Below are 19,884 nucleotides of genomic sequence, written 5' to 3'. Positions count from 1 at the left end.
GGGGGGGCGCGCGCCCCCCCGCGGGGGGGGGGCGGGGGCCCCCCCCCGGGGGGGGGGGGGGGGCGGGGGGCCGCCCCCCCCCCGCCCTGTGCGGTGTCACACCGTCGGAACCAAGCGCCGCAGATGGCGGCCGAGACTGTGCTGGACGGCGACCGCGTGGTCGAAGAGGTAGAAGTGCCCACCCGGGAAGAGGGTGGAGCCGAGGAAGGGTGAACCGCGCCGCGCCCAGGTGTCCATGCCCCCGGCCGGGAGCAGCGGGTCGTCCGTTCCGCCGTACGCGGCGACGGGGCAGGGAGCGGGCGCCAGGTCGTCCTGGAAGCCGCCCGCCGCGAGGAGGTCCCCGCGCAGGGCCGGCAGGACGGTCGCCAGCACGGCCGGGTCGAGGGCCGCTCCGCGCGGCATCATTCCCAGCTCCGCCACCCGGTCCAGCAACTCCTCGTCCGACATGTCGGCCACGCTCTCCCGGGGCGGTCCCGTCCCGGGCCCGGGAGCCCAGCCGGATGCCCCGAGGAGGGCCGGAGCGGGACCTCCGTCGGCCACCAGGGCGACCGCCAGCCGGTAGGCGAGCAGCGCGCCGAAGCTGTGCCCGAAGAGCAGGTACGGTCTGCCGTCGAGCTCCCCCTCGAAGGGGTCCTGGAGCACCTCCACGATCGAGTCCAGGTCGTCCATGGCCTCTTCCCGCAGGCGTTCCTGACGCCCCGGCAGCTGGACGAAGCGGGCCTCGAACTCGGGAGGCAGGGTGGCCGACCAGGAGCGGTACTGCGCCGCCGAACCGCCCGCGTGCGGGAACACGAAGACCGTGTACGGCGCGTCGTGGCCGGCCTCCGAGCCGGTGAACCAACGGGCCCGGGGCGGGCCCCCGGTGGCGCTCACGCTCCCTCCGGTACGGCTTGCCGGACGGCGGGCAGCAGCACCTCGGCGATCTCCTTCAACTGGGTCTCCGGGCGCAGCGAGCCGATCCGGATCACGAGGTGACGGGCGCCCTGGCGCACATAGCCCGCGAGCCACTCCGCGCAGCTCTCGCTCGACCCCCAGGCGTATGCCTGGATGGCGGACATCTGCTCCAGGGAGCGGCCGTAGTAGTGCTCGATGTAGTCCTCCAGACCGGCTCGGGCCCGCCGCTCGTCCGGGTCCACGCTGATGGTGGCGTACAGGCCGGGGGCGACCGCGCCCTCGGGCCGGCCGGCCGCCCGGCGCAGTTCCTCGATGCGCCGCCAGGCCACGCCGTACGCCTCGGCCGAGGGCAGGAACGGCATCCAGCCGTCGTAGAGCCGGGCGACCCGGTCCAGCACCCGGGGGGTGTCGCTGCCCGCGAGCCACAGGGGCGGGCCGTCGGGACGGGGCGGGCTGACGAGCCGGTCCAGGCCGGTGGCCTGCCAGTAGCGGCCCTCGAACGCCTCCGGGGCGCCGGGGCGGTCGCTCGCCCAACAGGTGCGCCACAAGGCGGCGATCTCGTCGAGCCGCCCCGCCCGGCCGGCGAACGAGGCGCCCACTGCGGCGAACTCGTCCTCGGTCTCCGGGACGGGGAACCCCGATCCGAGACCGAGCACGAGTCGAGCGCCGCTGACGTGGTCGAGGCTGCTGACCATGTTGGCGCCGATCAGCGGGTGGCGCAGCGCGGGTGTCAGCGCGGCCGTCCCCAGGGTGATGCCGCGGGTCGCCGCGGCGACGGCGGACAGCACCACCAGGGGGTCCAGCCGCGGGCGGGCGGTGAGCGAGTCCCCCGTCCACAGGGAGTCGAAGCCGAGATCCTCGGCCCGCCGGGCGAAGTCCAGGAGCGGCGAGGCACTGTAGTCGCCGAGTATCGCCTGCTCTCGGGTGGGCAGCAGGACCCCTGTACGGACCGGCTGACGGACGACGCCCATCGCGCACCTCTTCCTTCTTCGATCAGGAGAACGGTTGCCCCGATCCAACCAACCCCGCCTGACAGGCTACTGACGGTCAGCTGAAGGTCAGTCAGCTGCAGTAGAGTCGGCCCTTCCCCGGCCGTGGAGACATCCGTACAACCGCGAGGAGCCCGCAGTGACCCAGCCCGCCGCGCCTCTGGACGAACTGCTCGACCTGATGCCGTACGCGAGGACCACCGGAGTGCGGCTGGCGGAGGCAAGCGCCTCGCTGGTCCGCGGCAGCCTGTCGTGGGCACCCGAACTGTGCACGGCCATGGGGGTGCTCCACGGTGGTGCGGTGATGACGCTGGCGGACAGCGTGGGGGCGGTGTGCGCGTACCTGAACCTGCCGGCCGGCGCGACGACCTCCACGGTGGAGTCGAAGACGAACTTCTTCCGGGGAGTGCGCTCGGGCGCCCTGGAGGCGGTGGCGCGGCCGCTGCACACGGGTGCGTCGTTCATCGTCGTCCAGACGGACCTCATCGACGACACCGGCCGTGCGGTCGGCCTGACCATTCAGTCACAGGCCGTGCGGTCGGCCTGACCGGCGGGAGGGCGGGCCCCGCCCCATGTACGGGCGGCCATGCCGCGAGACGCGTCGGGCGTCAGCTGACGACGTGTTCCAGCCAGTCCGCCATCACGTCGCCGTCGCCGGTCGTCCGGACACCGGGTGCGGAGAGCGGCACACGTCGCTTCAGCAGGGGCAGCAGGAGTTCGCCCGGGGCCTCCACGGTGACGTCGGGCCGTCCGGAGCCGGGCTCCAGCAGGACGGGGCCGGAGGGGACGAGGTGGATCAGCCACTCTCCGGGCCCCCCGGTGGAGCCGACGGCTCTCACCAGGATCCGTTCGCCGGATTTCCGCAGCCGTGCGAACCGCGGGTCGAAGAAGGGGGTGGAGGACGAGTGCGCCACGGCTTCGAGTGTGAAGCCGACCAGCTGTTCGGCCACGTCGCGGTCGAGCTCGGGAGTGACACCGAGCATCGCCTCGGCGTCCAGACGGTGGATCCCCGCCTCCAGCGCGCCCCAGGCGGCCCAGAACCGGGACCGCGGTTCGCCGACACAGGTCCACACCGGACGGTCCGGACTGCCGGCCAGGAGCGCGTCGAGCAGGGCGTCCGCCGACTCGGCGAGCGGGTCGCCGGTGTGTTCCCCGGCGATGCGCTCGCCTGGCGGTGTCTTGCGGTGGGCTCGGGTCAGGCCGTCGACGTACACGGGCCACGGAGTCCCGGGGGCCACGGAGTCGTCGGGAATGTCCCGCAGGAACTCGTGCGGGGGTCTGAACTCGGCCGTCCCGCTGTTCAGCAGGCCCGCCGCCCAGGTGAAGGCCGCGTGCACGTGTGCGGCGAGGTGCGCGGCGTCCCAGCCCGGACAGTGCGGAACCGGAGTTTCCGGGTCGACACGGCCCAGCGCGGTGAACAGGTGCGCGCACTGCCGGCGGATGTCGTCGCACAGGCGGGTGTGGTCGATCCAGTACATGGGGTCTCCTCGGGGCTCCGGGCGTCCGGCCCGGGCGGGACGCCGCATACCGCGCGGCCCCGGTGCGGGGTCGCGCGGTATGCGGTGCCGTGTGGTGTGCGGCGCGCGGTCTCCGGCCGTCCCGGGCCACGGCCCGCGAGGGCCGCCGGTTCCGCGCGGTCACCCGGCCCGTCGGAGTGCCGTGGGCCCGGTCACGGGAGCGGAGCGGCCTCGGTGGGCAGCAGCGTCTCGATGTATGCGCTCAGCAGATCGACCCGGGGTTGCTCGAAGGCGACGGACGTGGGCAGGGTGACCCGGAACGTCGCCTCCAGGATGTTGCGGATGTCGACCGCGTTGAGGGAGTCCATTCCCAGGACGGCCAGTTCGGCGTCCGGTTCGAGGTCGTCGGCGTCGCCGAAGCGCAGCACGTCGGCGATCGTGCTCCGCACGATCGTGTTGATCGCGGCGGTCCGGGCCGGGCCGGGTGTCTTCGGCAGGGCGCCGAGGTCGCCGGATCCGCCGGTCGTGGCCCGGTCGGTGACCAGTTCGTCGAAGAGCGCGTTCGCGGGCCTGTGCGAGACGAAGCGGTCCCAGTCGCAGCGGCCCACCAGGACATGGGTCCGTCCCGCGTCCAGCAGACCGGGGAACAGGCCCGTCGCCTCCGTCGCGTCGAGCGGCACGATGCCCTGTGCCGCCCAGTTCCTGACCGGCGCGGTGCCCGGATCGCGTGGGGCCCAGGGGCCCCAGTCGACGGCGAGCGCGGGCAGGTCCGCGCAGGCGCGCAGGGCCGCCAAGTGGGAGAGGAAGGCATCGCCCGCGCTGGGACCGGCAGCGAGCGCCGAGCCGATCGTCGCGCCGGCGGTGGAGCAGAGCAGGAAGAAGTCCGGACGGTGCGACCGGGCCGTCGCCTCGTGCAGCAGATAGGCCCCGTAGACCTTGGTCGTGAAGACCGTGTCCAGGTGGTGCCAGGTGTGTTCCGTCGCCGGCAGGTGGGCACCCTCCGCCGCCGCGTGTACGACGCCTCCCACCGTCCGCCCGGTGTCGGCCAGTTCCGTGAAGATCCGGTCGACGTCCGGGGCCGAGCCGATGTCGCACCGGCGGACCGTCACGGTGACGCCGTCGCCCAGCTCGGGCGCCTCCCCCCCGGTGCGGCTCAGCAACAGCAGATCGCGGGCCCCGAGCGCGACGAGCCGCCGCGCGAGATGCAGTCCGACGGTGCCGAGTCCGCCCGCCACCACGTAGGTGCGGTCCGGCCGGATCCCGATCGGGCGGTCCTGATCCGGCGCGGGCCCGGCCGGGCGCAGCCGACGTACCCAGCGCCGTCCGTCCCGGTGGGCCACCTCGAACTCGGTGTCCTGTGTCGACGACCACTCGTCGATCAGCGGACGCGCCGACTCCGCACCGGACTGCAGGTCCATCAGTTTCACCCGGTACGCGGGACGCTCGGCGGCCAGGCCACGGGCGAACCCCCACAGGGTGGCCGCCGCCGACACCGCGGGCGGTCCGTCCGTCCCCGGGTCGCCGGGCAGTATGTGCGCGCCCTCGGTGACCAGCCACAGGCGTCGTCCGTCCCCGAACCGCTCGCGTTCCAGGACGTCCAGCAGGGCCAGCAGTTCGCTGTAGTTGAGCGCGCACTCGGCCCGCAGCCGCTCCACGCCCGTGGTGTCCTCCGGGGCGGGGCGCCAGAACCAGACCACGTCGCGGGGCGGGCCGTCGCGCAGTGCCACCGCGAGTTCATCGAGGCCCGCCGGACAGCTCGCTTCGACACCCGCCCGCAGGGCGTGGTCCAGGACACGGGAACGCAGTTCCCCGGGGGCCCCGAGCAGCAGGACGCCGCACTTGCCGTCCGGTTCACCGACCGCCTGGGCGACCCAGTGCTGTTCGTGGAGGAGCGGCAGCACGGCGTCGGCCCCGGGGCGGGAGTTCCGCTCGGCCGCCCACGCGGCCTCGGCCTGCCGACGCTGCGGGGTGGGCAGCCAGTACGGCTTGCGGTCGAACGGGTAGGTGGGCAACTGGACCCGGGCGCGGGACGCGTCCCGGTGGTAGCTGGTCCACGAGACCGGCACCCCGGCCCGGTACGCCCCGGCCAGCGAGCGCCGGATCATGTCGCCGGTGCTGTCGTCGCGGAAGGTGCTGCTCAGCCAGACGTGCTCCTGGTCGGTCGCGGTGGTCCTGGCCAGTGAGGTGAGGGCGGTGGAGGGGCCCATCTCGACGAAGACGTGGCGTCCGCGCCGTTCCACCGCCTGGACGCACGCCTCGAACTGCACCGGCTCCAGCAGGTGGCGTATCCAGTAGTCGGGGGTGCCCATCTCGCCGTTCCTGGCCACCCGGCCCGTCAGGTTGGAGACGACGGCCATGGTGGGCGTGCGGAACTCCACCGTCGCGAGTTCGGCGCGGAACTCGTCGGCGATCTCGCTCATGAGGTCGCAGTGGTAGGGGGCCGAGCCCCGCAGCGGTGTCACTTTCACGCCCTGCTCCGCCAGGCGTTGCCCGGCGTCGGCCAGCGACGCGGTACCGCCGGTGAGCAGGCACTGGGCCGGGCCGTTGACGGCTCCGACGGCGAGGTCCGGGTAGCGTTCCAGGAGCGGTTCGACGTCGGCGGCGCGGGCCCCCACCGCCGCCATGCCGCCCTTGCCCTGGAGGCGGCCGCTCAGCCGGCCGCGGGCGGCGACCAGCCGTGCCGCGTCCTCCAGGGAGAGCAGTCCGGCGGTCGCGGCGGCGGCGTACTCGCCCAGGCTGTGTCCCACGAGCACCGACGGGCGGACGCCCCAGGACAGCCACAGCCGTGCCATGGCGTACTCCAGGCTGAACAGCGCCGGCTGCAGATGACGCGCCTCGTGGACACGTCCCGGCGCATCGTCCTCACCGCGTATCAGCGCGCCGGGGGGCAGGCCGGTCAGCGGGGTGAAGACCCGGTCGCAAGCGTCGATCGTGTCCCGGAAGACGGAGTACTGACGGTAGAGGGCCCCGCCCATCCCCGCATACTGCGTTCCGGTCCCGGAGAACAGGTAGGCGACCTTCGGGGTCGCGGACCGCTCGCCCGGCTCGGCGCTCCCAAGGTCCGCGAGGCGCTTGCGGAGGGTTCGCGCGAGGTCGTCGCGATCGTGGACCACGTCGGCGACACGGTGGCGGAAGTGCGCCCGGCCGGTGTTGGAGGTCCGGCACAGGTCGGCGACGGGGACGTCGGGGTGCCGTTCCAGGTGCTCCAGGTGCCGTTCGACGAGCCGGCGCAGCGAAGTGCGGCTCTTGGCGGAGAGCGTGATGACGTCGCTGGACGGCGCCTCGGGGACGGTCCGCGCCGCGACGGTGGCCGCGTCGGCGACGGTGGCCTCCGGTGCGCGGTCCCGGGGCGGTCCCTCCAGGACGACCGAGGCGATGGTGCCGGTCACGCCGAAGCTGTTGACCAGGGCCCCTCCCGCCCCGTCGCCCGGCCACGGTCCTGCCTCGGTGGGGACCGCGAAGGGAGCGTCGTCCCAAGCGATGAAGGGGGAGGGGGCGGTGAGGTTGAGGTGGGGGTAGACCGTCCGTTCGCGGAGCTGGAGGATCGTCTTGATGAGCCCGCCGACGCCCGCGGCGCCCTCCATGTGGCCGATGTTGGTCTTCAGGGACCCGACGAGCACCGGGTCGCTCCCGCTGTGCGAGGCCCCGAAGACTCCGGTGATCGCGTCCGTCTCGGTGGGATCGCCCAGCGCGGTGCCCGTGCCGTGCGCCTCGACGTACTGGATGTCTCCCGGCGTCAGCCGGCTCCTGGTCAGCGCGGCCCGCATGACCTCTTCCTGCGCGGCGCCGTTCGGGGCCGTCAGGCCGGCGCTCTCGCCGTCCTGCCGGACGGCGGATCCGCGGATCACGGCGTGCACCGTGTCGCCGTCCCGCCGGGCGTCGCCGAGCTTCTTGAGGACGAGCACCCCGCAGCCCTCGGCGCGGGCGTATCCGTCCGCGGCCTCGTCGAACGTTTTGCACTGTCCGTCGGACGACAGCATCCCGCCGAGGGCCAGGACGGCCTGGCTGCGGGCGTTGTGTATCACGTTCACCCCGCCGACCAGCGCGATGCCGCACTCCCCCGCGCGCAGCGCCTGCACGGCCAGGTGGGCGGCGACCAGGGAGGACGAACACGTGGTGTCGATCGACATGCTGGGTCCGCGCAGCCCGAGGACGTACGACAGCCGCCCCGACACACCACTGTGGGTGAGTCCGGGCGCGAGGTACGGGGTGAGGTCGGCGGCGGCGAGGTCGGTCGCCTCGAAGACGTAGTCGAGCGAGGTGACCCCCATGAAGACCCCGCTGTCGCTGTGCCGCAGGGCGAGCGGGTCGATGCCCGCGTGCTCCAGTGCCTCCCAGGCCGTCTCCAGGGCCAACCGCTGCTGAGGAGCGACGTACGGCGCCTCCTTCGGCGACACGGAGAAGAAGGCGGCGTCGAACTGGTCGACGCCCTCGATGAATCCACCGCGCGGGGGGCCGTCCAGCAGGCCTGCGCCCGAATCGGCGTCGTGGGTCATCTCCCTGCGTTCACCCGCAGGCAACGGCCCGATGCCCGAGCGGCCCTCCCGTAGGAAGTCGGCGAAGGCGTCGACGTCGTCGTTCCCGCCCGGACAGCGCAGCCCCATCCCCACCACCGCGATGGGCTCGTACTTCTCGCGCAGCAGGCCGGCGAGCTGCTCGTCCTTGCTCCGCAGCTCGCTCAGCGCGGCGGCCAGCTCCTCCTGGGCCCCCTCCGATGTCTGTGCCATGGTTCTCCTCCAGCCGGGACCGGGCGGTCGCCTCAGTCCGTCAGATGGTCGATCAGCTGCTCGGGGGTCGGCCGGCGGAAGAGCACGGTCGTCTGGATCTCGCACTCGAGCTTCTGCTCCAGCGTCGCCTTCACCTCGCTCATCTTCAGCGAGGTGAGTCCCAGATCGAAGAATCCGGACTCCAGCGGCAATTCATCCTCGTCCGTCATGAAAAGTACGGACTTGAGTTCCCCGACCACCAGGTCCTCGATTATCTCCCGACGCTCATGTGCAGGCATGAGCGCCAATTCACTCATAACAGGAACCGGCCGAGACACTTTTCCTCCGACCTTCGGACGAACACCATGCACCTCATACAAACAATGACTCCTGATATGCCGATGACACATCACTGACAAGCACACACCCGTACCCGGTCCCGAACTCAGCCCGTTTACCGGCTCGGTCGACGCGATGTACTTTCTTGCCGTACCACCGACGCGTTCGATCTTGAGGAGCACCCACGATGCCGCGCATTCCCTGCCTAGGCCCCGAGGCACTTCCCGAATCCCTGCGCTCTCTCGACGAGGGACGCATCATCAATCTGTTCAAGGTCCTCGCTCACGCACCGAACGCGGTGGAGCCGATCGCCCGGGTCGCCGCGGCGCTCCTGGCCGCGGGGGGCCTCGGCCCGGTCGACCGGGAACTGGTCATCCTGACCTGCGCGATGCGCTACGAGTCCGAGTACGAGTGGGCCCAGCACGTCCCGCTGTCCCGGGCCGCCGGCGTCACCGACGAGCAGCGGGCCGCGCTGCGCCGCGGCGACCACGACGCGGCCGCCTTCAGCCCCGCCCAGCGAGGGCTCCTCCGGTTCGCCGCTGCGGCGGCGGACAGCCCGCAGGTCAGCGACGCGGTCTATGCGGGCGCGAGCCTCCACTACGACGACGGGCAACTGGTGGAGACCCTGATCCTGGTCGGGTTCTACTTCCTGGTGGCGCGGGTGTGCACCGTGGTGGACGTGGAGATCGACGCGCCCGAGGGCGAGGACGTCCTGCGCATGGCGCGGCTCATGCGGGCGGGCTGAGGCTGCGCGGCCGCACACCCGTCCCGGCGCACGAAAGTGCCCGCTCCCCAAAACTCGATCCCGGGAGGCGGGCACGTGGCACCATCAAGGGCGGAGAGGGCAGGATTCGAACCTGCGCAGGCCGTAAAGCCCCGCCTGAAGACCAGCTCCAGGCTCCCGATAAGCCACTCCGGGCACCTCTCCATGTTTCCGGTTTCCGTATCCGTCCGCCGGTCACAAGAACAACGATGACGGAAGCAGCTGACAGATCCCTGACACGCTCCTGACGTCCTTCGGGACTTCTTTTCCGGTCTTCCGCCGGACGATCCTCCGGTGTTTTACTCGCAGAACCATGGCGATTCCGGAGGGAGAACAAAAATGACTACCGCCACCACGGACGATCTGCTTCTGAGAGCCGTCCGTTCACATACCGGAAGCGAGAATCCAAGCGCCTTCCTTGCGCTCAACAGCGGAAACAGCACATTCACCGTGCCCGGCCTGGACGGCGTGATCGTCTACCGCCGCACCCGCCGTCACGCGGTCCAGTTCGGCGGCCCGTTCGCGGCCGACGAGGCGTACGGCCCCCTGCTCGCCTCCTTTCGCCGGCAGATGAAGGAGGAGGGTCTGAGTCTCGTCGGTGTCCAGCTCCAGCGCGCCGACGCCGAGCGGTACGCCCGGCACGGGTTCACCGTCAATCAGATCGGCGCGTCCTGGGCGGTGGCCCTGGAGGACTTCAGTCTGCGCGGCACCCGTTTCATGCAGCTGCGCAACAAGATCTCGCGGGCGCACCGAAACGGCCTGGTGATCAAGGAGGTCGTTGCCGCGGACTGGTCGGACCAACTCGCGACGATCGACAAGGCATGGCTGGGCGGCAAGGACGGAGCCGGCCAACTGGAGTTTCTGGTCGGTGAGATCGGTGGCGCGGTGCAACCGCTGCGCAGGCTGTTCACCGGCACCATCGACGGTGCCCCGGTCGCGTACATCTCGTACTCGCCCGTCTACGGCGAACGGGCGGGCTGGATGCACGATCTGAGCCGGCGGATCCCGGGAGGCTCGCCCGGGCTGATGGAAGCCGTCAACGCGCATGCGATCGAGGTGTTCCGCTCCGAGGGGGTGCGGTGGCTGCACTTCGGCTTCACTCCCTTCACCGGTCTGGACCCCCGTCACGAGCTCGACTCCCACAGCCCGGCGTTCCAGTGGCTGATGCACGCCCTGTGGGCGGAGGGGGCGGCTCTCTACCCGGCGCAGACGCAGCTCGCGTACAAGCAGAAGTGGGCGCCGGACACGGTGATCCCGGAGTACGTCGCCTTCGACGGCCCGCGTGCCTCACTCTCCTCCTTCGCTCACATCTTCCGTGCGTGCAAAGCTTTCTGAGGCATCTTCACGGAACACGACCGCCCGTACGATCCCCCGGACGAGGAGCCGAGAGCAGTGAGTGACAGCGACGGGAACACCACGACCGAGACCCTCCAGCACGCCATGGTCGAGAAGCTGATGGCCATCATCGGGGCGCCCGACGACGAGGACGTGGCGAAGGCCGCCGACCTGGTCGTCCAGGCGCTCGACACCCGCCTGACCGAGACCCTGCCCGCCGTCCCCTGAGCATCCGCCTCACGTCCTCCGGCGACCGGCACCGCACGCTTCCCCGCCGACCGGCCGTCCCGCGTCTCCTCTCCCGGTGACCGGCCTACCGCATCGCCCCCGCCGGAGTGATCTCGCGGAACCCGGTGTAGGGGACGAGGGCCTCGGGGATGCGCACCGAGCCGTCCTCCCGCACTCCCTGCTCCAGCAGGGCGGCGACGGTACGGCCGATCGGCAGCGCCGAGCCGTTGAGCGTGGCGACCGGGTTCTTGCGACCGCCCTTCCCGTTGTGGCGGATGTCGGCGCGGCGCCCTTGGAAGGTGCCGCAGTCGGAGACCGAGGAGACCTCGCGGAAGGTGCCGCTGCCCGGCAGCCACACCTCGATGTCGTACGTCATCCGGGCCGAGAAGCCGAGGTCTCCCGCGGGCAACAGCATCACCCGATAGGAGAGTTCGAGGCGACGCAGGCACTCCTCCGCGTGACCGACCATGAGGTCCAGTTGTTCCTGCGCGTCCTCGAGGGCGCAGATCCGCACCAGTTCGACCTTCTCGAACTGGTGCAGCCGCAGAAGCCCCCGTGTGTCCTGCCCGTACGCGCCCGCCTCCGCGCGGAAGCACGGGGTGCAAGCGGTGAAGGCGTACGGCAGGTCTCGGGTGTCCAGGATCCGGCCGGCCAGCAGATTGGTGAGCGGCACCTCCGCGGTGGGTATCAAGAACATCTCCCGATCACCGACCCGGGTGCGGAACAGGTCCTGCTCGAACTTGGGGAGTTGCCCCGTCCCCGTCATCGTGTCACGGCTGACGAGATAGGGCACGGAGTACTCGGTGTAACCGTGCTCCAACGTGTGCATGTCGAGGAAGAAGTCGACCAGGGCCCGTTCCAGCCGGGCGCCGGCACCGCGGCCGACGCTGAAGCGAGCACCGGACAGGCCTGCCGCAGCCTGCGCGTCCAGGATGTTCAGGGACTCGCCGATGTCGGTGTGGTGGCGGGCGCCGGTCTCGCGCGGCGGTGGCCCGCCCCGGCGCACCTCCACCACCTCTTTCTCGCTGCTGCCCGAAGGAACCGCGTCCAGGGGAATATTGGGAATGCCGAGCAGCATCTCGTGGAGTTCGGCCGCCACCGTCCGAGCGGCGGCCTCCGCCTGCTGGACCTCGGCCCGCAGGGCCCGGGCGGTCTCCTTCTCCGCCTCCGAGGGCGGCCTCGTGCGCCCGCGGGCACGCGAGATGGCGTTCAGTTCGGTCCTCAGCCGGGTCACTTCGGCCTGGGTCTCGGCGCGGGCACGCGTCGCCTTCTCCAGTACCGCCGGATCAAGGACGTACCGGCGTCGGGCCAACCGCTCCGCGGCCGCCGGCCCTTGAGCGAGCAGCTCGTTGGGGTCATGCACGAGATCTCCTGGGATGAGCGCGAAGTAGCGGGCACGCCGTTGACGTACGGGCGTGGGGCATGGTGGGCACGGGGGTACGGGGTACGGCGCGACGCCCGGGCGCACCCGGGCGTACGGGGCCGCACGGGCCGGGTCGGGGCCACCGCGCCGGACAGGGGCCGGGAACGGCGCCCCCGGCCCGGGCCGTTTCAGAACACGGGCTCCACCCGCGCCGGCTTCAGGTGACCGGCGTACAGATCACCCGCGTAGCTGAGCAGCGGAGGTCCGTCGGCGGTCCTGGCACGGACGACGTAGCCGAGCAGCAACTCGCCGTCTCCGACCGCCACTTTGGAGTTGAAACGGCAGCTGTAATGGGCGAGTCCCCCCGCAAGCAGCGGAGCCTTCGCGTACGAGTCCGGCTGCCATCGCAGTCCGTCGAACTGCTCGCTGCCCCCGGGGCGGCCGCTGTCGGCGAACCAGCGGGCCACGTCGGCCTGTTCGGCGCCGAGCACAGTGATCGCGTAGCGGCCCGCGCGGGCGGCGAGCCGCGCGAAGGACGATCCGGTCCGCAGCACCACCCCCACCAGCAGGGGGTGGCGGGACACCAGGGTCACCGTGCTCGCCGTGGTGCCGTGCATCCCCTCCTCGGTGGCGACCGTCAGCACCGACACCGGGGACGCCAGGTGGTACATGCCCCGCCGGCGTTCCGCGGGGTCCTGACGCACCGGCCTGCGGGCGTCGCGTACGGCGGCTGCGGTGCTCATCGCACGTCCCTCCGCCACTGATCGGCGCGGTGCTGTGCGAGGCCGTGTGGTGTCCCGGTGGGGGTTTCGTGGTCCATGAATCAATCAGCTCCCGGGGATTCGATGAGATGGAGCGGTACGGCGCCCCCGTCGGGGCGCCCGAAACTGCGCGGCCGGCCTGGACGACACCCCGTGCCTGCCTCTGCCCGGCCCCGCCGCGTTCCGGAGGGGAAGGCGACCGGCGGAGACCCGTCCGGCGGTCCGGGTCGGGCAGTCGTGCGAGTGGAGGTCAGGAGGCGGCCCGTGCCGTCGCACCAGGCATCCCGCTGTGCAACTCCGTGGGGAAGCCGTGGTGCATCCGTCCGAGGAGCCCGTCGTGAACTCCTCGGTGGGAAAACCGGTCGAATCCGTGATCATCTGTGCAGAGGGCGAGACCCTCGTCGAGTCGAACCGATCGTGGCAGCCGGAACTGACCCTCCCCTGACGCCCGCCTGACCGGCCGCGGCTCCATGAAACGTCAGCCGCCCGTCAGCAGGCACTGCTTTCATCGCCGGTGGATCCACCCGCGCGAGTGCCCCGCACCGCCGACCGCTCACCGAACCCGCAGACCTCTCTCACCTCAGATCCCGGCACCGCCGAGGCGTCCCCGGGAAAGGCCTCTTGCTCCCCCATTGGCGTGCCGCCGTCTGCGGCCCTCACAGACGAAGGACAGGACCCATTCCAAAGACAGAAACGGGAAGCTGGACACTCCACCACACCTCCCGCGAGCACGCCGGCATCCGTCCGCACCATCCGGCGATCGTCTGCGACGGCCGGAGCACCGACTACGCCACGCTGCACGGTGAAAGCAACCGGGCGGCGTGGGCGCTGCGCGCCGCCGGGGTGCGGCGAGGAGACCGAGTCGCCTATCTCGGTCAGGAGTCCGAGTACTACTACCTGGTGATCCTCGCCTGTGTGAAGATCGGGGCGGTCCTGGTACCGGTCAACTGGCGGCTCACCCCGCCCGAGATCAACCACATCCTCCGGGACTCCGAGGTGGCCCTCCTCTTCGTCGGCGCCGGATTCCGGGAGACCGCCGACGAGGCCCTCGGCCGGCTGACGGGACTTCGCGCGATCGTAAGCGTGGACAGGGACGGCGCCGCCACGCCGGAGCGGGGCGCCGGGCTCCGCTCCTGGGCCGCCGGACACCCCGACGCCGACCTGGACCCGGGGACCGGGCCCGACGACCCCGCCGTGCAGATCTACACGAGCGGCACCACCGGGCTGCCCAAGGGAACGGTGCTTGCACACCGCAGCTTCTTCACCCTGCCGCACGCGATGCGTGAGCACGGGGTCGACTGGATCGACTGGCTGTCCGAGGATGTCGCGCTCGTCTCACTGCCCGGCTTCGGCATCGCCGGCATCGGTTGGTTCATGCACACCTTCAACGCCGGCGGCACCAACGTGGTCATGCCGCAGTTCGACCCGCAGGAGGCGGTCCGGCTGATCCGCGTCCACCGGGTCACCACCACCTTCGCTGCACCGGCCATGCTCCAGGCCATGCTGGGCGAACGGAGCGCGACCCCCGAGGCGTTCACCTCACTGCGCAAGATCGCGTACGGTGCCGCCCCGATGTCCGAAGCGCTGCTGAAGCAGTGCATGGAGATGTTCACCTGTGAGTTCGCCCAGATCTACGCCAGCACCGAGACCGGCAGTGTCGCCGTGTGCCTGCCTCCGGAGGACCACCACCGCGGTGATGCCGCGCTGCTGCGCTCGGTGGGCAGACCATGCCCGGGCAACGAGGTGAAGGTGATCGGCCCGGACGGCGCCGAACTGCCGCCCGGAGGTATCGGTGAGGTCTGCGTCCGCACACCCTCGCGGATGCTCGGCTACTGGAACCTGCCGGAGGCCACCGACCGGACCCTGATCGGCGAGTGGCTGCACATGGGTGACGCCGGCTACTTCGACGACGACGGCTATCTCCATCTGTGCGACCGGATGAACGACACGATCATCGTCGCCGGGCAGAACATCTATCCGGCCGAGGTCGAGAAGGCGCTCGCCGCCCATCCGGCCGTCCAGGACTCCGCCGTCGTGGGACTGCCCCACCCGCGCTGGGGCGAGGCCGTGCACGCCTGCGTCGTCCTACGTCCCGGCTCGACCGCCTCTCCGCGCGAACTCCTGTTGTCCCTGCGCGGCCGACTGGCCGACTACAAGACTCCTGCCGCGTACCACTTCGTGGACGCGCTGCCCCGCAATCCCTCGGGCAAGATACTGCGCCGGTCGGTGCGCGAGGAACTCACAGCACGGATCGACGCCACCACCCCGGAGGACACCCGCTGACCCTGCGATCACCCGCGAAGCCGAGAACGGTACTCGCCCGGGGCGATGCCTCGGGCACGCCGGGAGGCACGGCTGGAAGTGTGCGGCGAGCCGTATCCGACCGCACCGGCTGTCCGCTCGCCCGGCTCATCCGTATCGCGGCGCCGGACGGACGCCAGGTCCATGCGCCACTGTGGCGTCACGCACGCGGCCGACGTCTGCCCGAAGGCGGAGCGGAAGTGTCTGGCCAGCGTCGCCCGGCAGACGCTCGTCGCGGCGGCCAGGGTCTGTGTGGTCCAGGGATGTTCCGGTCGCTCATGGACGCATGCCAGGGCGTCGCGCATGAACCGCTCCGGTTCGAATGGAGACCCGGTTCCATGTACGGATCAGAGCCGTGGCACGTCCTTCCTCCTCCCCCCTGAGCTGCGCAAGCGCGTGGTGCGCATGGTCGCCGAGGTCCCTGCGCACAGACGGCCACACCGTGGAATTGCCCGCCATCCCGGATCAGGTCCGCGCCCCGCTCAGCCGTCCTCCCGCGAGCGACCGAAGGACGGGAGGCAATGCCTGACCGCCTCCCGCCCACCACCCACCAGGACTCAGGTATTTCAGCAGGTCAACGGATCCTTCCTCGCGGTTTCAGCGGCACCGCCGGCAGCTCGGGGGCCGGCAGTGGAGTGCCGTCGTACCCCTTCACCTCGCCGAAGCGGGTGCCTTCCGTCCAGTCCCGGCGGGCCTGTTCGATCTCTTCCTGGGTGCGGCCGATCCAGTTCCAGAACATGATCAGTTCCTCCTCGAACGGCTCGCCGCCCAGGAGCATCACCGACGCGTCGGACTCGGCGCGCAGGGGCAGTTCGTCGCGGCCGCAGCCGAGGTAGAGCATCGAACCCGGCAGTACCGGTACGCCGTCCACATGGACCTCACCGGACATCGCGAGGACGGCGTACTCGAAGTCGCGCTCCAGCGGCAGGCGGACGTCCGCACCGCCGGACAGGGACAGGTCGGCACCGACGATCGGGGTGTACGCCGTGCCGGGCGAGGTGGCGCCGTCGAGACTGCCGAGAATGAGTGTGGCGTCGACCCCCGGCGCCGTGACGGCCGGCAGGTCGGCGTGGTGTTCGAAGTGGGGGTCGGTGTGACGGTGGCCGTCCGGGAGGGCGACCCAGAGCTGGGCGCCGTGCAGGAAGCGGGCGTGCGGGCGAGGGCTCTCCTCGGAGTGGCTGATCGCCCTGCCGGACGTCATCAGACCCAGTTCGCGCGGGCGGATCATCTGGAGGCTGCCCGTGGAGTCGCGGTGCAGGACCTCGCCCTCGTGCAGCCAGCTCACCGTCTGCAGACCCATGTGCGGGTGCGGGGCCACCTGCATGCCGGGCTCGTCGGCGATGTCGTCGGGACCGTAGTGGTCGACGAAGCACCAGGCGCCGACCATGCGCCGCCCCAGGTTCGGCAGCAGCCGCCGGACCTCGCTGGACTCCCCGAGCCTGACCTTCCGGGGACTGAGGAGTTCACGCACCGGCTCCGCCACCACGAAGCCGCGCCCACCGCACAGGGAGGGAACGGCCTCCCGCTCGAGATTGCTCATGCCGCCCAACTTAGCCCTGCGGGCCAATGCGTCCATCAGGTGCCGCGCCACGTGGAAGGCGGCGGGAGGCGTTGCAGCACTCGGTGGCCCTCCGGCTCGTCGCCGTGGCCGAGGGGCCGGTCGACCGCGCCCCTCCGGCCGGGGACGTCAACGGCGCCCTGAAGGCCGGCCGCCCGGAGGCCGCCGGCGTGATCGACGGGCTGATCGGCGCGGGACCGCCGGCCCCGGACGAGGGCTCTCCGGTGCGGATCACGGGTGCCGGCAGGAAGCGGTGCGACACGACGGCCGCCGAGACCGAGGCGATCGCCGCCAGGGTCTACGCCGGCATTCCGTCCGATGAACTCGCTGCCATCGGACGGGGGCCGGCGCTCGTCACGGGGTGGGCCAACCGGGAGCCGACCGCCGAGGCCGCCACTCCGGGCCAGTAGTGGAATATTCAAGCAACCCCGTCCGTTGTCGGCGTCGAAGGAGGTCACCAGTGGACACCACGTACTACTACGACCACGGGACCCCGGCCGAGCGCTGGGAGCGTGCCGGGCTGTTCTTCGACGCCAAGGACTACACCGCCGCGGCGCGCGTCCTGAGTGGCCTGGTCGAGGAGGTGCCGGAGCAGACCGGACCGCGGCTGCTGTTGGCGCGCTCCTACTACCACTCGGCCCAACTGCGCCGTGCCGAGGCCGAGTTGCGCGTCATCGTGGAGCGCGATCCGGTGGAGCACTACGCCCGGCTGATGCTCGGCCGCACCCTGGAGCGGCAGGGGCGGAGCGAGGAGGCGAATTCCCACCTGCGGATCGCCGCCGCCCTGGCGGGCGACTTCGGCGGCGGCGTCGGCCTCGGGTTCGACCCCGCGTAGGCAGCGGGCCCGTGCACGGCCCGGCCTTGTGCAGTGATGTCACGCGCGCCGGTTCGTCCGGACGTACGGGTCGCCCGGATGTGCGCTCCGGCTACCGCGTCCGCGTCGCCCCGGCCGGTTCGCCGCCCTCGACTCCCCCGGCCTTTCCGGCTTCCCCTGCTCCCCCGGCCCCCGCCTTTCTCCGGCCCCGCCGGTGTGCGAGCTCTCCGAGGACGACGTCGACGGCGAGGAAGGCGGCCAGCGGAAGGCCGAGCAGCGGGACGAAGCAGCCGACTGCGGCGGTCGACGCCATGAGGGGGACGAGGATGTACGGCGGGACCTGCTGCCAGGCACCGCGCGGGATCGGCCGGCCGAAGGACGAGCCCCGGCCGCGCTGCCACCACATCCGGTAGCCCCACAGGATCAGCAGGATCAGCGAGGCGGCGAGCAGCATCAGCGCGATCTGGTTGGGCAGGCCGAAGAGGCTGCCGGTGTGCAGGTCGATGCCCCAGCGGCTGAGCTTGGCGAGCACCGGGAAGTCGGCCCACCGTACGACGTCGGTGACCTGTCCGGTGGCCGGGTCGACTGCGACGGCGTCCTGCTTCTCGGGCCAGCTGCGCTGGATCTGCTTGACGACGTACGCGGAGTCCGCGTCGGCGGGCGGGACGATCTCCACCGGGTTGTCGAGCCGCTCGGCCCGTGCCGCCGCGAGGACCCGGTCGAGGCCGACCCCGTGCGCCGCGTCGCCCCCGGTGCCGCCGGCCGTGTCGTGCTCCGCGTGTTCGCCGCCCGCCGCGGCCGACACCGCGGGCGTCTCCTGGCCGAGCGAGGTGCGCAGGTCGGCGATGTGGGCGCCGGTGTACGTGGACCAGGTCAGCCCGGTAGCGGAGAGGAAGAGGAAGCCGACCGCGACCCAGGCGCCGATGCCGCCGTGCAGACCCAGTGTGCGCCGTCGGCCGCTGGTCCCGCGGATCCTGCGCAGGGCGCGGCGGCGGGAGAACCACAGCACCAGGCCGCCACCGGCGATCACCCACAGCCAGCTGGCCGCGAACTCGCTGTAGAGGCGGCCCGTTTCGCCGAGGTGCAGGTCGCGGTGGAACGCGTCGATCCAGGTGCGCAGCGGCAGCGCGCCGCTGGAACCGTACTGCTCGAGCGCACCGCGCACCTCCCCGGTGTACGGATCGACGAACACGGCGAGGGTGTGGTTCGGGTCCACTCCCGCGACGTCGGACAGCATCACCCTGGTGGTCGCGCCCGCCTCGGGCGAGGGGCGTACGGCGGAGACCGTGCCCTCGGGGTGAGCCTTGCGGGCGGCGGCGACCTGTTCGGAGATCGGCAGTTCGCGGTCACCGACGGGCACGGTCAGCTCACGGTCGTAGACGATCTTCTCGGCCTGGAAGGACGCGGCGTACAGCAGGCCGGTGAGGGCGGCGACGAGCAGGAACGGGGCCACCACCACGCCCGCGTAGAAGTGCAGACGCAGAACCAGGGGGCGCAGGGTGCTCCAGCCGGATCCCTGCCGTGCGGGAGTGGGGGGCCGGAGGGCCTCGTCCGTGGTGGTCGAGGGGGTGGTGGTCATCGGTGGGCTTCTCCCGGGGGCGACTTGACGGCCGTGATGCTGCTCCAGTGGTCGGAGCGGCGGGACACCCGGTTCCCTGGGGGGCGTATGACCTGCGCCACTCGTGACGGCGGCCGTCCGGCCGGCCCATGGCATCCTGACGCGATGGGAACTCCGAACGATCGTGTGCCCCTGGCCGACCGGGTCGGGCGACTCGTCGCCGGTGGCGGGCCGTTGCCCATCGTCGCGGCCGGGGACCCGGTGCTGCGGCGGGTGTCCGACCCCTTCGACGGCCAGTTGGACTCCGCGTTGCTGGCCCGGTTCGTGCAGGCGCTGCGGGTCACCATGCACGCCGCGCCGGGGGTCGGGCTGGCCGCCCCGCAGGTCGGGGTGGGGCTGCGGATCGCGGTGATCGAGGATCCGGCGCCCGTCCCCGAGGAGGTGGCGGTGGCGCGCGCCCGGGTGCCCCAGCCGTTCCGGGTACTGGTGAATCCGGTCTGCACGCCGGTCGGCAGCGGGCGGACGGCGTTCTTCGAGGGGTGCCTCAGCGTGCCCGGGTACCAGGCGGTGGTGACGCGGCACGCCGAGGTGAGGCTGACCGGGCAGGACGAGCACGGGCGGTCGGTGGACGAGGTGTTCGGCGGCTGGCCCGCCCGGATCGTGCAGCACGAGACGGATCACCTCGACGGCACGCTCTACCTCGACCGGGCCGAGCCGCGCTCGCTGTCGTCCCATCAGGCGGTGGCGGAGCGCTGGGCGCAGCCCACACCGGCAAAGGCCGCGCGGGCACTGGGTTTCGAACTCCCGTGAGCGGGCTC

At 71.8% G+C, this 19,884-nt stretch carries 17 protein-coding genes, 1 tRNA gene and 1 pseudogene; 8 read left to right on the top strand and 11 right to left on the bottom strand.

Annotation, left to right across the window (positions count from 1 at the left end; all coding sequences use genetic code 11):
• Positions 1-96: 96 nt before the first annotated feature.
• Together ORI94_RS07490 and ORI94_RS07485 are read right to left on the bottom strand one after the other, a co-directional pair.
• Complete coding sequence (locus ORI94_RS07490) at positions 97-873, bottom strand: thioesterase II family protein (protein ID WP_266073572.1); 777 nt, start codon at positions 871-873, stop codon at positions 97-99.
• Positions 870-1,865 (bottom strand): LLM class flavin-dependent oxidoreductase, encoded by a 996-nt coding sequence (locus tag ORI94_RS07485; protein ID WP_266073571.1) that lies wholly within the window; start codon positions 1,863-1,865, stop codon positions 870-872. The genes ORI94_RS07490 and ORI94_RS07485 overlap by 4 nt, the downstream gene beginning before the upstream one ends.
• Before the next feature lie 199 nt (positions 1,866-2,064).
• On the opposite strand from ORI94_RS07485, the gene ORI94_RS07480 reads away from it, so the two are divergent.
• A complete protein-coding gene (locus ORI94_RS07480; protein WP_266073611.1) occupies positions 2,065-2,430 on the top strand; it encodes a PaaI family thioesterase in 366 nt (121 codons plus the stop codon).
• 61 nt (positions 2,431-2,491) lie between these two features.
• On the opposite strand, the gene ORI94_RS07475 is transcribed toward ORI94_RS07480, so the two are convergent.
• The 3 genes from ORI94_RS07475 to ORI94_RS07465 form a co-directional block, all read right to left on the bottom strand.
• The gene (locus ORI94_RS07475) at positions 2,492-3,361 is read right to left on the bottom strand and encodes a maleylpyruvate isomerase N-terminal domain-containing protein (RefSeq protein ID WP_266073570.1); all 870 of its coding nucleotides are present in this window, start codon (positions 3,359-3,361) and stop codon (positions 2,492-2,494) included.
• Between the two features lie 191 nt (positions 3,362-3,552).
• Positions 3,553-8,067: a type I polyketide synthase gene (locus tag ORI94_RS07470; protein ID WP_266073569.1), complete on the bottom strand. Its 4,515-nt coding sequence runs from the start codon at positions 8,065-8,067 to the stop codon at positions 3,553-3,555.
• Between the two features lie 32 nt (positions 8,068-8,099).
• Positions 8,100-8,345: an acyl carrier protein gene (locus ORI94_RS07465; protein ID WP_266073568.1), complete on the bottom strand. Its 246-nt coding sequence runs from the start codon at positions 8,343-8,345 to the stop codon at positions 8,100-8,102.
• A 227-nt stretch (positions 8,346-8,572) separates the two neighbouring features.
• On the opposite strand from ORI94_RS07465, the gene ORI94_RS07460 reads away from it, so the two are divergent.
• On the top strand, positions 8,573-9,130 hold the full coding sequence (locus tag ORI94_RS07460; RefSeq protein WP_266073567.1) for a carboxymuconolactone decarboxylase family protein: 558 nt from the start codon (positions 8,573-8,575) through the stop codon (positions 9,128-9,130).
• 91 nt (positions 9,131-9,221) lie between these two features.
• Here the strand turns inward: ORI94_RS07460 and ORI94_RS07455 are convergent.
• Positions 9,222-9,313: transfer RNA gene (locus ORI94_RS07455), tRNA-OTHER, on the bottom strand.
• Positions 9,314-9,487: 174 nt separating this feature from the next.
• Here ORI94_RS07455 and ORI94_RS07450 point away from each other — a divergent pair.
• The gene (locus ORI94_RS07450) at positions 9,488-10,483 is read left to right on the top strand and encodes a DUF2156 domain-containing protein (RefSeq protein WP_266073566.1); all 996 of its coding nucleotides are present in this window, start codon (positions 9,488-9,490) and stop codon (positions 10,481-10,483) included.
• Positions 10,484-10,540: 57 nt separating this feature from the next.
• On the top strand, positions 10,541-10,711 hold the full coding sequence (locus ORI94_RS07445) for a hypothetical protein (RefSeq protein ID WP_266073565.1): 171 nt from the start codon (positions 10,541-10,543) through the stop codon (positions 10,709-10,711).
• An 85-nt stretch (positions 10,712-10,796) separates the two neighbouring features.
• On the opposite strand, the gene serS is transcribed toward ORI94_RS07445, so the two are convergent.
• Together serS and ORI94_RS07435 are read right to left on the bottom strand one after the other, a co-directional pair.
• The gene (serS, locus tag ORI94_RS07440; RefSeq protein ID WP_266073564.1) at positions 10,797-12,074 is read right to left on the bottom strand and encodes a serine--tRNA ligase; all 1,278 of its coding nucleotides are present in this window, start codon (positions 12,072-12,074) and stop codon (positions 10,797-10,799) included.
• 188 nt (positions 12,075-12,262) lie between these two features.
• Positions 12,263-12,817: a flavin reductase family protein gene (locus ORI94_RS07435; RefSeq protein WP_266073563.1), complete on the bottom strand. Its 555-nt coding sequence runs from the start codon at positions 12,815-12,817 to the stop codon at positions 12,263-12,265.
• 696 nt (positions 12,818-13,513) lie between these two features.
• On the opposite strand from ORI94_RS07435, the gene ORI94_RS07430 reads away from it, so the two are divergent.
• Positions 13,514-15,118 (top strand): fatty acid--CoA ligase, encoded by a 1,605-nt coding sequence (locus ORI94_RS07430; protein ID WP_416237790.1) that lies wholly within the window; start codon positions 13,514-13,516, stop codon positions 15,116-15,118.
• An 8-nt stretch (positions 15,119-15,126) separates the two neighbouring features.
• Here ORI94_RS07430 and ORI94_RS07425 read toward each other — a convergent pair.
• Positions 15,127-15,441 (bottom strand): annotated as a pseudogene (locus tag ORI94_RS07425) (helix-turn-helix domain-containing protein); the annotation flags it as partial.
• Between the two features lie 269 nt (positions 15,442-15,710).
• Positions 15,711-16,676 (bottom strand): pirin family protein, encoded by a 966-nt coding sequence (locus ORI94_RS07420; protein ID WP_266073561.1) that lies wholly within the window; start codon positions 16,674-16,676, stop codon positions 15,711-15,713.
• 71 nt (positions 16,677-16,747) lie between these two features.
• On the opposite strand from ORI94_RS07420, the gene ORI94_RS07415 reads away from it, so the two are divergent.
• Together ORI94_RS07415 and ORI94_RS07410 are read left to right on the top strand one after the other, a co-directional pair.
• The gene (locus ORI94_RS07415) at positions 16,748-17,104 is read left to right on the top strand and encodes a MarR family transcriptional regulator (protein ID WP_266073559.1); all 357 of its coding nucleotides are present in this window, start codon (positions 16,748-16,750) and stop codon (positions 17,102-17,104) included.
• Between the two features lie 50 nt (positions 17,105-17,154).
• Positions 17,155-17,529: a tetratricopeptide repeat protein gene (locus tag ORI94_RS07410; protein WP_266073558.1), complete on the top strand. Its 375-nt coding sequence runs from the start codon at positions 17,155-17,157 to the stop codon at positions 17,527-17,529.
• Between the two features lie 91 nt (positions 17,530-17,620).
• On the opposite strand, the gene ORI94_RS07405 is transcribed toward ORI94_RS07410, so the two are convergent.
• Positions 17,621-19,087 carry a PepSY-associated TM helix domain-containing protein gene (locus tag ORI94_RS07405; protein WP_266073557.1) on the bottom strand — a complete coding sequence of 489 codons (1,467 nt, stop codon included), beginning with the start codon at positions 19,085-19,087 and terminating at the stop codon, positions 17,621-17,623.
• A 144-nt stretch (positions 19,088-19,231) separates the two neighbouring features.
• Between ORI94_RS07405 and ORI94_RS07400 the strand changes: the two genes are divergently transcribed.
• Positions 19,232-19,876 (top strand): peptide deformylase, encoded by a 645-nt coding sequence (locus ORI94_RS07400; protein ID WP_266073556.1) that lies wholly within the window; start codon positions 19,232-19,234, stop codon positions 19,874-19,876.
• Positions 19,877-19,884 lie beyond the last annotated feature (8 nt).

Source organism: Streptomyces sp. NEAU-W12, from assembly GCF_026242095.1.
Lineage (GTDB): Bacteria > Actinomycetota > Actinomycetes > Streptomycetales > Streptomycetaceae > Streptomyces.
Note: the sequence above shows the minus strand (reverse complement) of the source record. Positions and strands in the feature narration are given on the sequence as shown.

Excerpts from the sequence above, each read along its gene's own strand:
- ORI94_RS07460 (WP_266073567.1), top strand. The coding sequence starts at position 8,573 with ATGCCGCGCATTCCCTGCCTAGGCCCCGAGGCACTTCCCGAATCCCTG.
- ORI94_RS07435 (WP_266073563.1), bottom strand. The coding sequence starts at position 12,817 with ATGAGCACCGCAGCCGCCGTACGCGACGCCCGCAGGCCGGTGCGTCAG.
- ORI94_RS07485 (WP_266073571.1), bottom strand. The coding sequence starts at position 1,865 with ATGGGCGTCGTCCGTCAGCCGGTCCGTACAGGGGTCCTGCTGCCCACC.
- ORI94_RS07400 (WP_266073556.1), top strand. The coding sequence starts at position 19,232 with ATGGGAACTCCGAACGATCGTGTGCCCCTGGCCGACCGGGTCGGGCGA.
- ORI94_RS07475 (WP_266073570.1), bottom strand. The coding sequence starts at position 3,361 with ATGTACTGGATCGACCACACCCGCCTGTGCGACGACATCCGCCGGCAG.
- ORI94_RS07450 (WP_266073566.1), top strand. The coding sequence starts at position 9,488 with ATGACTACCGCCACCACGGACGATCTGCTTCTGAGAGCCGTCCGTTCA.
- ORI94_RS07420 (WP_266073561.1), bottom strand. The coding sequence starts at position 16,676 with ATGAGCAATCTCGAGCGGGAGGCCGTTCCCTCCCTGTGCGGTGGGCGC.
- ORI94_RS07465 (WP_266073568.1), bottom strand. The coding sequence starts at position 8,345 with ATGCCTGCACATGAGCGTCGGGAGATAATCGAGGACCTGGTGGTCGGG.
- ORI94_RS07470 (WP_266073569.1), bottom strand. The coding sequence starts at position 8,067 with ATGGCACAGACATCGGAGGGGGCCCAGGAGGAGCTGGCCGCCGCGCTG.
- ORI94_RS07405 (WP_266073557.1), bottom strand. The coding sequence starts at position 19,087 with ATGACCACCACCCCCTCGACCACCACGGACGAGGCCCTCCGGCCCCCC.
- ORI94_RS07480 (WP_266073611.1), top strand. The coding sequence starts at position 2,065 with ATGCCGTACGCGAGGACCACCGGAGTGCGGCTGGCGGAGGCAAGCGCC.